Source organism: Sphingobium phenoxybenzoativorans (genome assembly GCF_018286635.1).
GTDB classification, from domain to species: Bacteria; Pseudomonadota; Alphaproteobacteria; order Sphingomonadales; family Sphingomonadaceae; genus Sphingobium; species Sphingobium phenoxybenzoativorans.
On record NZ_CP073910.1, the window covers coordinates 213207 to 226244 of the forward strand.

The 13038-nt window shown below is 65.9% G+C and carries 15 protein-coding genes and 1 tRNA gene; 12 read left to right on the forward strand and 4 right to left on the reverse strand.

What is annotated here, in order from left to right:
- The first annotated feature begins 18 nt into the window (after positions 1-18).
- Genes mnmG through KFK14_RS01105 form a run of 4 tightly spaced genes read left to right on the forward strand, consistent with a single transcriptional unit; the run spans position 19 to position 4206 of the window.
- Positions 19-1869 carry a tRNA uridine-5-carboxymethylaminomethyl(34) synthesis enzyme MnmG gene (gene mnmG, locus KFK14_RS01090; protein WP_212609568.1) on the forward strand — a complete coding sequence of 617 codons (1851 nt, stop codon included), beginning with the start codon at positions 19-21 and terminating at the stop codon, positions 1867-1869.
- The gene (rsmG, locus tag KFK14_RS01095; protein WP_212609569.1) at positions 1866-2501 is read left to right on the forward strand and encodes a 16S rRNA (guanine(527)-N(7))-methyltransferase RsmG; all 636 of its coding nucleotides are present in this window, start codon (positions 1866-1868) and stop codon (positions 2499-2501) included. The genes mnmG and rsmG overlap by 4 nt, the downstream gene beginning before the upstream one ends.
- Entirely contained in the window at positions 2498-3280 is a 783-nt protein-coding gene (locus KFK14_RS01100; protein ID WP_070156040.1) for a ParA family protein, read from the forward strand. Before rsmG ends, KFK14_RS01100 begins: the two co-directional genes overlap by 4 nt.
- Positions 3277-4206, forward strand: coding sequence for a ParB/RepB/Spo0J family partition protein (locus tag KFK14_RS01105; protein WP_070156038.1), 930 nt, complete (start codon positions 3277-3279; stop codon positions 4204-4206). The genes KFK14_RS01100 and KFK14_RS01105 overlap by 4 nt, the downstream gene beginning before the upstream one ends.
- A 140-nt stretch (positions 4207-4346) precedes the next feature.
- On the opposite strand, the gene KFK14_RS01110 is transcribed toward KFK14_RS01105, so the two are convergent.
- Positions 4347-4433, reverse strand: a tRNA-Leu gene (locus KFK14_RS01110).
- Between the two features lie 178 nt (positions 4434-4611).
- Positions 4612-5418 carry an MJ0042-type zinc finger domain-containing protein gene (locus tag KFK14_RS01115; RefSeq protein ID WP_212609570.1) on the reverse strand — a complete coding sequence of 269 codons (807 nt, stop codon included), beginning with the start codon at positions 5416-5418 and terminating at the stop codon, positions 4612-4614.
- 175 nt (positions 5419-5593) lie between these two features.
- Here KFK14_RS01115 and ftsE point away from each other — a divergent pair, with 175 nt between their 5' ends.
- Genes ftsE through KFK14_RS01140 form a run of 5 tightly spaced genes read left to right on the forward strand, consistent with a single transcriptional unit; the run spans position 5594 to position 8687 of the window.
- Positions 5594-6304, forward strand: coding sequence for a cell division ATP-binding protein FtsE (gene ftsE, locus KFK14_RS01120; protein WP_212609571.1), 711 nt, complete (start codon positions 5594-5596; stop codon positions 6302-6304).
- A gap of 2 nt (positions 6305-6306) precedes the next feature.
- Positions 6307-7209, forward strand: a complete 903-nt coding sequence (locus KFK14_RS01125; protein WP_212610968.1) for a cell division protein FtsX — start codon at positions 6307-6309, stop codon at positions 7207-7209.
- The gene (locus tag KFK14_RS01130) at positions 7206-7736 is read left to right on the forward strand and encodes a YdcF family protein (protein ID WP_070156032.1); all 531 of its coding nucleotides are present in this window, start codon (positions 7206-7208) and stop codon (positions 7734-7736) included. Before KFK14_RS01125 ends, KFK14_RS01130 begins: the two co-directional genes overlap by 4 nt.
- Positions 7737-7749: 13 nt before the next feature.
- Positions 7750-8436 (forward strand): lysophospholipid acyltransferase family protein, encoded by a 687-nt coding sequence (locus KFK14_RS01135; RefSeq protein ID WP_212609572.1) that lies wholly within the window; start codon positions 7750-7752, stop codon positions 8434-8436.
- Between the two features lie 23 nt (positions 8437-8459).
- On the forward strand, positions 8460-8687 hold the full coding sequence (locus KFK14_RS01140) for a hypothetical protein (RefSeq protein ID WP_212609573.1): 228 nt from the start codon (positions 8460-8462) through the stop codon (positions 8685-8687).
- Between the two features lie 4 nt (positions 8688-8691).
- On the opposite strand, the gene KFK14_RS01145 is transcribed toward KFK14_RS01140, so the two are convergent.
- Positions 8692-9597 carry a prephenate/arogenate dehydrogenase family protein gene (locus tag KFK14_RS01145; protein WP_212609574.1) on the reverse strand — a complete coding sequence of 302 codons (906 nt, stop codon included), beginning with the start codon at positions 9595-9597 and terminating at the stop codon, positions 8692-8694.
- A complete protein-coding gene (hisC, locus tag KFK14_RS01150) occupies positions 9597-10730 on the reverse strand; it encodes a histidinol-phosphate transaminase (RefSeq protein WP_212609575.1) in 1134 nt (377 codons plus the stop codon). Before hisC ends, KFK14_RS01145 begins: the two co-directional genes overlap by 1 nt.
- 123 nt (positions 10731-10853) lie before the next feature.
- Between hisC and metX the strand changes: the two genes are divergently transcribed.
- Genes metX through metW form a run of 3 tightly spaced genes read left to right on the forward strand, consistent with a single transcriptional unit; the run spans position 10854 to position 13035 of the window.
- Positions 10854-11990: a homoserine O-acetyltransferase MetX gene (gene metX / locus KFK14_RS01155; RefSeq protein ID WP_212609576.1), complete on the forward strand. Its 1137-nt coding sequence runs from the start codon at positions 10854-10856 to the stop codon at positions 11988-11990.
- Complete coding sequence (locus KFK14_RS01160; protein ID WP_212609577.1) at positions 11987-12442, forward strand: GNAT family N-acetyltransferase; 456 nt, start codon at positions 11987-11989, stop codon at positions 12440-12442. Before metX ends, KFK14_RS01160 begins: the two co-directional genes overlap by 4 nt.
- A complete protein-coding gene (gene metW / locus KFK14_RS01165; protein WP_212609578.1) occupies positions 12439-13035 on the forward strand; it encodes a methionine biosynthesis protein MetW in 597 nt (198 codons plus the stop codon). Before KFK14_RS01160 ends, metW begins: the two co-directional genes overlap by 4 nt.
- The last annotated feature ends 3 nt before the right edge of the window (positions 13036-13038 follow it).

Genomic DNA, 13038 nt, shown 5'->3' on the forward strand with positions numbered 1-13038 from the left:
TTCCTGTAAGGCGCGCCCATGCAGGGACAATTTGACGTGATCGTGGTCGGCGGCGGCCATGCGGGCTGCGAAGCGGCAGCCGCTGCGGCGCGAAAAGGCGCGCGGACGGCGCTCGTCACTTTCACCCGCGAGACAGTTGGCGCGATGTCCTGCAACCCCGCGATCGGTGGCTTGGGCAAGGGCCATCTGGTGCGGGAGGTCGACGCACTCGACGGCCTGATCGCCCGTGGCGCGGATGCCGGCGCGATCCATTATCGCATGCTCAACGCCAGCAAGGGCGCAGCCGTGCAAGGACCACGCGTCCAGGCGGACCGGAAACGGTTCGGCGCAGCGATCCGCGCAATGATCGATGCGCAGCCGGGATTGACGCTGGTCGAGGGGGAGGCGGCCGCGCTTTGCATCGAAAGCGGAAGGATAGCCGGACTGACGCTGGCGGACGGAAATGCATTGCGCGCGGACGCCGTGGTTCTGGCGACCGGCACCTTCCTTGGCGGGCGGCTGTTCCGGGGCGAGGAGATATTGACCGGCGGCCGCATTGGTGAGCAGTCGGCGGTCGTGCTGGGTCAGCAGTTGCGTGACCTTGCCCTGCCGGTGGCGCGGCTCAAGACCGGGACGCCGCCCCGGATTGACGGCCGGACGATCGATTGGGCGGCGCTGGAAGAACAGGCGTCGGACGGCGGCGGCTGGACCATGTCGGCCATGTCGACGGCAAGGGTTCTGCCCCAGATATTCTGCGCGATCACGCGGACCAATGACCGGACCCATGACATCATCCGGTCCGGGCTGGACCGGTCGCCGCTGTTCAGCGGCGCGATCCAGGGGCAGGGACCGCGCTATTGCCCGTCAATCGAGGACAAGATTTTCCGCTTCGGCGACCGGGATGGGCACCAGATCTTCCTGGAGCCGGAGGGACTGGATACGCATCTGGTCTATCCCAACGGGATCAGCACATCGCTGCCGACGGACATCCAGATCGCCATGGTGCGGTCGATGGCCGGTCTGACGAACGCCGATATCGTCGTGCCGGGCTATGCGGTCGAATATGATTATATCGACCCGCGCGCGCTGGAGTCGACATTGCGGATGCGGGACTTGCCGGGCCTGTTCCTTGCCGGGCAGATCAACGGCACGACGGGATATGAGGAGGCGGCCGCCCAGGGTCTTGTCGCCGGGGCCAATGCCGCCGCGCATGCTCTGGCGCAGGCCCCTGTCGTGCTGGATCGGGCGAGCAGCTATATTGGCGTCATGATAGATGATCTGGTGCTGCAGGGGGTGACGGAACCCTATCGCATGCTGACGGCGCGGGCCGAATATCGGCTGCGCCTGCGGGCCGACAATGCGGCGTCCCGGCTGACCCCATTGGGCATTGCCGAGGGTCTGGTCGGTGCGGAGCGGCGGCGCTGGTTTGAGGCGCGGATGGCGGCGCGGGCGCGGGCTGAGGACGATCTCAGCCTCCAGCGGACAGCGACCGAGATGATGCGGCTGGGCGCGCCGGTGCGGCAGGATGGCACCCGCCGTTCCCTGTTCGAATGGGCGCGCTTCGCCGAAGTGCCGCGTTCCCTGATAGCGGCGCAGGCTCCCGCCTTTGCCGCCATGCAGGCGGATGCGCAGGCAGAGCTTTGGGAAGATGCCCATTATGCGCCCTACCTCGCCCGGCAGGATGCCGAGGTCCGGGCGCTGCAGGACGGCGAGGCTGTGATCATCCCTGCGACGCTGGATTATGGAATGATCGGGGGCCTGTCCATTGAGATGCGGGAGCGGCTGGATAAATCCCGGCCATCGACGCTTGCCGCAGCGAGCCGTATTCGCGGCATCACGCCCGCGGCAGTGGCGGCGATCCTTGTCCATATCAGGAAGAAGGCTGCGTGACCGAGGACGAGGCGCGGGCGTGGATTGCTGCCCAATTCGATGTTTCACGTGAAACATGGGCGGCGCTTGAGAAGTATATCGCCCTGCTGTTCGACGAGATGACCCGCCAGAATCTGATCGCGGAATCGACCCGTGATCATGTCTGGTCGCGGCATATTGTCGACTCCGCCCAGCTACTGGTCCACGCCGGGGAGGCATCCGGCAAGGGCGACTGGATCGATCTGGGGTCAGGCGCTGGCTTGCCCGGCGTCGTCGTCGCCATCCTTTCGGGCTGGCGGGTGGTGATGGTGGAGTCCCGGCGCAAGCGGATCGACTTTCTCAACCATGTCATCGACGCGCTCGATCTTCATGCCTCCGTCTTTGGTGGCCGGGTGGAGATGCTCCGGGATATCGCGCCCGGCGCAGTCATCAGCGCGCGCGCCTTCGCGCCGCTGCCCCGACTTTTCTCCACTTCGGCGCATTTATCCACCGGAGAAACCCTGTGGTTGCTGCCAAAAGGGAAAAATTGGCAGAATGAATTGGAAACCGCGCAGCAGACATGGCAAGGTGCGTTTCACGTGGAACGCAGTATCACAGACCCGGACAGCGCCATCATTGTCGCCCGGTCGGTGAAAAAAAGGGGCCGCTCATGATCCGCATCGCCATTGCCAATCAGAAGGGTGGGGTGGGCAAGACCACCACGGCCATCAATCTCGCCACAGCCCTGGCCGCGACCGGCCATCGCACCTTGCTGATCGACCTCGATCCGCAGGGTAATGCTTCAACGGGGCTGGGCATTCCCAACCTCAGCCGCGAATGGTCGAGCTATCATCTGTTGCTGGGCGAATGCAGCGTGGAGGATGCCGTCATCTCCACCAAGGTCCCGAAGCTGGATATCATCACTGCGACGCAGGACCTGTCCGGCGCGGAGATCGAGCTGATCGATTTCGAGGAGCGCACCCACCGGCTCGACAATGCGTTGGCGCAGGCGCAGGAGGGGCGATGGGACATCTGCCTGATCGATTGCCCGCCGTCGCTCGGCCTGCTGACCGTCAATGCGATGGTCGCGGCGCAGGCGTTGCTGGTGCCGCTGCAGTGTGAATTTTTCGCGCTGGAGGGTCTCAGCCAGTTGTTGCAGACCGTCGACCGTATTCGCGCGCGCTTCAATCCGGCGCTCACCATCATGGGCGTTGCGCTGACCATGTATGACCGGCGCAACCGGCTGACCGATCAGGTCGCGGACGATGTGCGCGCCTGTCTGGGCGATGTCGTGTTCAACACGGTCATTCCGCGCAATGTGCGTCTGTCCGAAGCGCCGAGCCATGGCCTGCCCGCCCTGATCTACGATTATAAATGCAGCGGTTCGGAAGCCTATATGGGCCTTGCCCGTGAACTGATCGCGCGCCTGCCGCAGCGGGAGCTTGCCGCGTGAGCGCAGACGCATCGGAGAAGCCCAAATCCCTTCGCCGTCCCCATGGACTTGGCCGAGGCCTGTCCGCCCTTCTGGGCGACGCTTCACAGGAAGAACCGGTATCGGGATCTGGCAATGGCGGCGCGCCTTCGGGCAAATCGGTGCAGAGCATCGAAATCTCCCTGATCCAGCCGCATCCGGAACAGCCGCGCCGGCATTTCGACGAGGGCGCGCTGCAGGAGCTGGCCGACAGCATCAGCAAGCGCGGGGTGATCCAGCCGATCATCGTCCGCCCCCATGGCGGCGGTTATCAGATCGTCGCAGGCGAACGGCGCTGGCGGGCGGCGCAGCGGGCGCAGCTTCATCGCATCCCCGCCATCGTGCGGACGTTCGACGAAGCCGAAACGCTCGAAATCGCGCTGATCGAAAATATCCAGCGCGAGGATCTGAACGCGATCGAAGAAGCGGAAGCCTATCGCAAGCTGATTGCCGAATTCGGCCACAGCCAGGAAGCGCTGGGGCGGCTGGTCGGCAAGTCGCGCAGCCATATCGCGAACCTGATGCGCCTGCTCGACTTGCCGCAGCCAGTGCAACTGGCGGTTGTGGAACAGCGCCTGTCCATGGGCCATGCCCGCGCGCTGATCGGCGTCGAGGATTGCGAGGGGCTTGCCCGGACCATCGAGCAGAAGGGCCTGTCCGTCCGCGATACGGAGAAGCTGGTCCGCAAGGCGAAGAAGGGCGAGCCGGATGTCGCCGCGCGTGTGCTGAGCGCCGGGCGGGGCAAGGACGCCGACATAGTGGCGCTGGAGCAGCATCTGGCCGACATGCTGGGGCTGAAGGTGGAAATCGCCCATGAGGACGGGAAGGGCGGGTCGCTGACGCTGCGCTACTCGACCCTCGACCAGCTCGACATGCTGTGCCAGCGCCTGTCGGGCGAACGCATCTAGAGCGTTATCACGCCGGGTCGATCTTTGCAGGCGATCCTGAAATCACGGACAGAAAACAGCGCCGGAACGGAGGCGCCGATTGGACGTCAAGGCATTTGCCTTAACGGCTAACTGCCTGATTTCACAGATAAACAGGAAAATGGTGCGGTCGAGAAGACTCGAACTTCCACGGCCTTTCGGCCACAACGACCTCAACGTTGCGCGTCTACCAGTTCCGCCACGACCGCACACATATCAGGAGTACCGGCGGGGCCGGCATCTGGTAGGCGCTGGCCATTAGCAAAGGCTGATCCCCTGCGCAAGCGCCGGAAAAGGCTTTTCGCGCGGGGATCGGAGACCGGGATTTGAGACGAGGATCGGCAGCGCGGAAGGCGCGCGCCTGCCGGGAGATTCCGTCAGCGCCTGTCAGGCGCCCTTGTCGGAAAAGGCCAGGGAGAGATTGGCCGCATTCTTCGGAATATCGAGCCGGCTTTCATTGATCGCCGCTTCCTCGCCCGGTTTCAGGCTGGCCTTGTCCGCCTTGGTCGTCCAGCTAAACACAAGCCGATCCTGGGAATCGCGCAATTCCACGATCACCGGCGGCACGGACAGCTTATGTTCGCCGCTGTTCACGATGCGGGCGCTGAATGCGAAATATTCCTCTCCGCTCGGCAGCTTGCGCCGTTCGGCGGGCTTGGCGAGGTAGAAAAGCAGGTCGGGTTCGCCATTATCGGCGACCAGCCCCATATTGACCGCCCAACTGGGCATGCCGAACAGCATGATCGCGCCGCCCGCCGCGCTGACGACCAGGAAGAAGGCGACCGCCGCCGCCATCCACATCTTGGCGGGGTTGCGCCGCGCCTTGAACGGGCGTTCCGGGGCGACATCATCCTCATAGGCGGGCTGCGTCGCGTAGGAAGTGACCGTCGGCGGCGGCCAGGATTCGTCCAGCGCCGAAAGGGGCGTTTCATCGTCATCGTCCGTCGCCGCGGCGACCGTGGCGGCGGGCGGCGGAGCAGTGACGGTTTCAGGCGGGGATTCCAGCGTATCGACGCCGGTTTCGGCCGCTGCCGCCACCGGCTGTTCGACCGGTTCGGGCCGCATGGGAAGTTCGGGTCCGTCCTGGAACCAGCTATGTTTGCAGGACGCGCAGCGCACCTGCCGACCGGACGGCCCAATGGCGCTGTCGGGCACGATATAGCGCGTTGCGCAGTCGGGACAGACGAGGATCATTCCGCTTCATAAACATCCAAGTGACTCCAGAGCAAGCGGCGAGACGCAACCCACGAATCTGATGGGCTTCTTTCATCGCTTTACGGCCCCCCACAGGCTATGCGATGGCGGGAAAGACGGCATGCGGCGATGCCGTCCGGGGGCCGTCTGGCGGAGGATCGGGGCGCTTAATTCGATGGGAACCATCGTCCAGTTCGAAAATGTCGGCCTGCGCTACGGCATGAGCGCGGAGACATTGGCGGATGTCAGTTTTTCGCTCGACGGCGGCGGATTTTATTTCCTGACCGGCGCGTCCGGCGCGGGCAAGACGTCCCTGTTGAAACTGCTCTATCTGGCGCAGCGGCCCAGCCGGGGCGTCATCCGCCTGTTCGGCGAGGATGTGGTGACGCTGCCGCGCAAGCGCTTGCCGGGATTCCGGCGCAGGATCGGCGTGGTGTTTCAGGATTTCCGCCTCGTCCCGCATCTGTCCGCCTATGACAATATCGCCCTGCCCCTGCGCGTTGCGGGCATGGAGGAGAGCGAGGTCGATGCGCCGGTCAGCGAGATGCTGGCCTGGGTCGGCCTGGCCGATCGCGCCAATGCCCGGCCGGCGACCCTTTCCGGCGGAGAGCAGCAGCGCGTCGCCATTGCCCGCGCGGTGATCGGCCGCCCGGAGATTCTGATCGCCGATGAGCCTACGGGTAACGTCGATGCGGACATGGCGCACCGGTTGCTGACCTTGTTCGAGGCGCTGAACAAGCTGGGCACGACCCTGGTGGTCGCCACCCACGACCTGCCGCTGATCGGCCGGGTGCCGGGGGCGCAGATGATGCGGCTGGACAAGGGGCGGCTGGCCGATCCCACCGGATCGCTGCGCTATCCGCCCAAACGGCCCGATGCGTCATGAAAATGGCCGCGTTCCGCAAGCAGGAATCCGCCACGGCCGCGCGCAACCGCCTGCTGCCCGAAGGGCGGGTGGCGGGCCCGATGCCGTGGGTCATCGCGATCATGATGTTCCTGACCGTGCTGGCGGCGGCGGGCGGCCTTGCGCTCAATCAGGGGATGCGGTCGCTGCGGACGGAACTGTCGGGCCGCGCCACGGTGCAGATTGTCGAGGCCGACGCGGAAACGCGCGCGCAGGTGGTGAAGAAGATGGTGGCGCGGTTGCGGGCGACGCCCGGCATCCATGCGGCCCAGCCGGTCGACCCGGACAGGCTGGCCGATCAGTTGCGCCCCTGGCTGGGCGCGGAGATGGATACGGCGGACCTGCCGATCCCGGCGCTGATCGACGTCGAGTTCGCCGGGGAAGGCGCGCGCCCGGTGGAAACGCTGGCCAAACTGGCCAAGAGCATTGCGCCGCAGGCGCGGGTTGAACCGCATGCGGCGTTTCTGGGTCCTTTATCGGGGCTGGTGGCGACGCTGGCGGGCGTGGCGGCGCTGCTGGTGTTGCTGATGGCGATCGCGACGGGCGCTGTGGTGGTGCTGGCGGCGCGGGGCGCGCATGAAAGCCATCGCGGCACCATCGACATCCTGCACCTGATGGGCGCGACGGACGTGCAGATCGCCCGGCTGTTTCAGCGGCGCATCGCGCTCGACGCGCTGCTGGGCGGCGGCCTTGGCTTCGTTATGGCGGTGCTGGTCATCCTGCTCGTCGGGCAGCGGCTCGGCGCCACCGGGTCCGACCTGTTGCGCGCCGCCTATCTGCCCGGCTGGGGATGGGGCGTGCTGGCGGCCCTGCCGGTGGCGGGGATAGCGCTGGCGACGCTGACCGCGCGGATGACCGTGCTGCGGGCATTGGGAAGGGCGCTATGATCTCGCGCATCCTCGCCTTCCTGATGTTGTGCTGGATGCTGGGCTTCGCCTGGTTCGCGATCCTGCTGCCCCAGCCGCTCGACGGGCGCACGTCCGACGCGATTGTCGTGCTGACCGGCGGCGCGGGCCGGATAGACCGTGGCCTGACGCTGCTGCAGCAAGGCGCGGCGAAGCGCATGTTCATCTCCGGCGTCGACCGGTCGGTGCGGCCGGTGGAGCTGGCCTCGCGTTACAAGGTGCCCGTGCGCCTGTTCGAATGCTGCATCACGCTTGGCCGGGAGGCGATAGACACGCGGTCGAACGGCCTGGAGGCGGCGCGCTGGCTGGAAAAGCGCGACTATCGCACCGTGCGCCTGATCACCACGGACTGGCATATGCGCCGGGCGGCGCTGGAACTGCGCCAGCAATTGCCGGACAAGGTGGTGCTGCTGTACGATGCCGTCCCCAGCCGGCCGAGCCTCACCATGCTGATCAAGGAATATAATAAATATCTCCTGCGGCGCATGGCCGCGTTGATCGGGCTGTAAAGCCGCCAGCCGCATGATCCTGCTCCGGTCCCTGCTTTTCGCCCTTGTCTTTTACCCGGGATCATTTCTCTGGGTGATGGCGGCGCTGATCGTGACGCCGTTCGGGCCGCGGCCGTTGCGGGCCGTGGTCGGGTCTTGGGGATGGTTCCACAGGATCGCCGCCCGGATCGTGCTGGGGCAGAAGGTGAAGATAGACGGGGTAATCCCCGACACGCCGATGCTGTTCATATTCAAGCATGAATCGATGTTCGAGACCATCGACCTGCTGTGCCTGTTCCACAATCCGATGATCGCGGCGAAGCGCGAGTTGATCGACATTCCGCTCTGGGGCCGGGTTGCGCGCACCTATGGCATGATCATCGTCGAGCGGGAGGCGGGGGCAAGCGCCATGCGGTCGATGCGCAGGACGGCGGCCAAGGCGATGGCGGAAGGCCGCCCGGTCTGCCTTTTCCCCGAAGGAACGCGCGTGCCGCATGGGGAAGCGCCGGAGATTCGCGCGGGGTTTGCGGGCCTCTACACGCTGCTGCGCGTGCCGGTGCTGCCCATCGCCGTCAACAGCGGCCGAGTTGCGCCGCGCAACAGTTTCCTGAAGCGGCCGGGCACCGTCACCTACAAGGTCGGAGAGATTATTCCGCCCGGTCTGCCTCGCGAGGAGGCCGAGGCGCTGGCGCATGCGGCGATCAATGCATTGAACGGATAGGGTTCGCAACGGGGGTTGTGAGTATGGCTGGCATCGGGCGTCTGGAGGCTGCGGCGAGATATGCCTGCGCGCTGCTTATATGTCTTTTCGCTTCTCCGGCCTCGTCCGCAGCGCCGGGGATGGCGTCCAACGCGCGACGCAAAAGGTCGGGCAGGCCGGGGTCCCATGATCATGAGAGCAGCGACAAGGTTCAGAATTTCAAGCTGGTGTCCTGGGCGAAGATCCTGGAGGCGCTGAACATCGACCGGTAGGCCGTCAATGACTGCGGCCGAAGTCCGGCGCGGCGTCGTCCTGCCCTTCCTCGATGATCGACCGGCGGACGGCGCGGGTCCGGGTGAACAGGGAGAATAGGGCGTCCCCGTCGCCCCAGCGGATCGCCCGTTGCAGGGCCGAGAGGTCCTCGGAAAAGCGCTGGAGCATTTCCAGCACCGCATCCTTGTTCGCCAGGAACACGTCGCGCCACATGGTCGGGTCCGATGCGGCGATGCGGGTGAAGTCGCGGAAGCCGCCGGCGGAATATTTGATCACTTCCGACCGGGTGACATCCTCCAGATCGCTGGCCGTGCCGACGATAGTGTAGGCGATCAGGTGCGGCAGATGGCTGGTCACCGCCAGCACCAGGTCATGATGCTGGGCATTCATGATCTCGACATTCGCGCCGACGCGCCGCCACAATTCGCTGACCCGCTCGACGGCGGCGGGATCGGCCCCGTCCGGCGGCGTCACGATGCACCAGCGGCCCTTGAACAGAGTCGCAAAGCCGGATTCCGGTCCGCTATTCTCCGTGCCCGCGACCGGATGCGCGGGAATCACGATGCGTCCGGGCAGAGCGCGGGTCAGGCCAGCGAGGATCTCGCCCTTGCACGACCCAACGTCGCTGACGATGCATTCGGGCGGCAGGTCGGCGGCGATCTCCGCCGCGACCGTCTCCATCGCCCGCACCGGCACGCACAGGATCACCAGATCGGCGTCGGTGACGGCCGCCCCCGCATTGTCGGCGATGTCGTCGCACAGGCCGATGCGCCGGGCGATCTCCCGCACCTCCGGGCTGGCGTCATGGCCGGTGAGCGCGACCGTCGGCATCTCCGCCCGGATCGCGCGGGCCAGCGACGATCCGATAAGGCCAAGGCCGATGATCGCGACGCGCGCGAAGGGCAGCATCAGGCCCCTTCCGCCAGGGTTCGCAGGATGGCGGCGACGGCGCGCGTCTGCGCCTCCGTGCCGATGGTGATGCGCAGCGCGTTGGGCAGGCCCTGTCCGGGTAGCCAGCGGGTGGCGTAACCCTCCGCCATCAGGCCCTTGAGCGCCGCTTCCGCCGTCAGCTTGCCTTCGAACAGGATCAGCAGGAAGTTCGCCTTGCTCGGCACCACGCGCAGGCCGTGATTGCTAAGGGCCGCGACTTGCTCCGCCAGCCAGGCGCGCCATTGGGCGTTGTGGTCGCGGCTGCGCTCCATCCATGCATTGTCGTTGATGGCGGCTATGGCCGCCTGTTGACCGGCGGTCGTCACATTGAACGGCGCGCGGATGCGGTGCAGCGCGTCGATGATTTCCGCGCTGGCATAGCCCCAGCCGATCCGTTCGGCGGCAAGGCCGTGGATTTTCGAGAAGGTGCGGGTGACAAAGACATTGCTGGCCTTTTCCGCCAGAGCAAGGCCGCCATCATCCTCGCTGTCGTCCAGATATTCGGCATAGGCCTGGTCGAGCACGAACAGCACGTCCCCGGGCAGTCCAGCGTGGAGCCGCGCGATTTCCGACGCCGGGGTCATGGTGCCGGTGGGGTTGTTCGGATTGGCGAGATAGACGACGCGCGTCCTGTCCGTTACCAGCGCCAGCAGCGCGTCGACATCCGTGCCATAATCCTTGTCTGGCGCAACGACGGGGACCGCGCCGACGCGCCGGGCGGCGATGTCGTACACGGAAAAGCCGTAGCGGACATACAGCACCTCATCGCCCGGCCCGGCATAGGCGCTGGCGGCGAGATGCAGCAGCTCGTCCGACCCGGTGCCATAGATGATGCGCGCAGGGTCCAGGCTATATTTGCCCGCAATCGCCTCGCGCAGCTTCGCCGCGCCGGGATCGGGATAGGTGGCGAGATCGGCGATGCCGGCCGCCATGGCGGCGCGGGCGGCGTCGCCCGTGCCGAGCGGATTTTCATTGGCCGAAAGCTTGATGAGCGGGCGGCCGTCATCCGCTGCCGCCTTGCCCGGAACATAGGGCGAAATCCCCATGATCCAGTCTTTTGGAAGCGGGCGGGAAGCGGAAAGCGTGGCTGTGTCAAAGGTGGTGTCTGGCATGGCGGCGCTTTAACGCCATCGGGCGGCAAACGCAAAGGACGGTCGGGGCTTTTGCGGCGGCAATGACCCGGTATCGATGCAGCAATTGACAGGGCATCGCGGCGGCCCTAGCGCGGCCAGCCTATGGCGAGCAATCCGGCCCCGGATGACAGCCGTTTCGGCCTTGGCCGTCAGGTCCGCCTGACCGGACCCTTGCGGCTGGATTGCGGCGTCGCCTTCGGCCCTGTCGACATCGCTTATGAGACCTATGGCGCGCTGAATGCGGACCGGTCCAACGTCATCCTGATCTGCCATGCGCTGACCGGCGACCAGTATCTGGCGTCGGAAAATCCGATGACGAAAAAGCCCGGCTGGTGGTGGCGGATGGTCGGGCAGGGAAAGCCCGTTGATCCCGACCGGCACTTCATCGTCTGCGCCAACATTCTTGGCGGCTGCATGGGGTCCAGCGGCCCGGCCAGCATCGATCCGGCGATGGGTGCGCCCTGGGGGATGCGTTTTCCGGTCATCACCATAGCGGACATGGTGCGGGCGCAGGCATTGCTGCTCGATCATCTGGGCGTGGACCGCATCCGCGCCGTCATCGGCGGGTCGATGGGCGGCATGCAGGCGCTGACCTGGCCGACGCTTTTCCCCGGCCGGGTCGAATCGGCGATCGTCATTGCCTCGACGGCGCGCCACAGCGCCCAGAATATCGCCTTCCACGAAGTCGGGCGGCAGGCGATCATGGCCGACCCGCGCTGGCGCGGCGGCGACTATTACGCCGATGGAGACGTGCCCTCCTCTGGTCTGGCGGTGGCGCGCATGGCCGCGCACATCACCTATCTGTCGGAAGCTGGCCTGACCGAGAAGTTCGGCCGCCGCCTGCAGGGGCGTGACGCCAAGACGTTCGGCTTCGACGCGGATTTCCAGGTCGAAAGCTATTTGCGGCATCAGGGATTGAGCTTTGTCGAGCGATTCGACGCCAACTCCTATCTCTATATCACCCGCGCGATGGATTATTATGATCTGGCGGAGGATCATGGCGGGAGCCTTGCGGGCGCATTCGCCAGGACCCGCGCACGCTTCTGCGTCGTCAGCTTCGATACCGACTGGCTCTATCCCACCACGGAGTCCCGCGTGATCGTTCATGCCCTCAATGCGGGCGGCGCGGAGGCGAGCTTTGTGGAACTGTCCAGCCCCTTCGGCCATGACGCCTTTCTGCTGGAGGCGCCGGAGCTGAACCGCGTGGTCGATGGCTTCCTGCGGGCGGGGGAGCGATGACGCTGGCCGCCACGACGGAGACCGCGCTGCCGGACGGCTATCTTCTGTCCGACGATCCCGCCGCGCTTCAGCCGGAGGCGATCCACGCCTATCTGACGCGCAGCTACTGGTCCCCCGGCATCGGCATCGCGCTGGTCGAAAAGGCGATGGCCGGGTCGCATTGCGTGGGCGTCTATCTGGACGGCGGGCAGGTCGCGTTCGCTCGCGTCATTACTGATCATGCGACCTTCGCGCATCTGGCCGATGTCTATGTGCTGGAGGCGCATCAGGGGAAGGGCCTTGCCTCGGCAATGCTGCGCTATTTTGACGGGCATCCCGATCTGCAGCGCCTGCGCCGCTGGAACCTCAACACGCTGGACGCGCACACGCTCTACGAACGGCACGGCTGGAAGCGCGTCAATGAGACGATCATGCAGCGCCACGATCCCGATGCCTCGCGGGAGGTCGCATGACGAACGAAGCGATGCGCCCCGATCTTGCCCTGATCGCGCGTATGGTGCGGCAGGGCAGCCGCGTGCTCGATGTCGGCTGCGGCGACGGCGCCCTGATGGCGGCGCTGCGCGATGCGCGGCAGGTGGATGCGCGCGGGCTGGAGATCGACCCGGCCAATGTCGCCTCCGCCGTAGGGCGCGGCCTGTCCGTGGTGCAGGGCGACGCCGACACCGACCTTGCCTATTATCCCGACGGCAGCTTCGACTATGCGATCCTCAGCCAGACGCTGCAGACCACCCGCCGCCCCGACCTGGTGGTGGAGGAATTGCTGCGGATCGGGAGCCAAGCCTTCGTCAGCTTCCCCAATTTCGCGCACTGGCGCGGGCGCATGTCGCTGCTCTGGGGCGGGCGGATGCCGGTGACGCGGCTGCTGCCCGACACATGGTATGATACGCTCAACATCCACCATGTGACGGTCGACGATTTCCGCGCGCTGGTGAAGGATCGCGGCTGGTCTATCGACGGGCAATGGTTCCTGAAGGGCGACAAGGAAACCACCCACGCGAACGCCAATCTGTTCGCGGAACATGCGGTGTTCCTGCTGCGCCGATAAGCC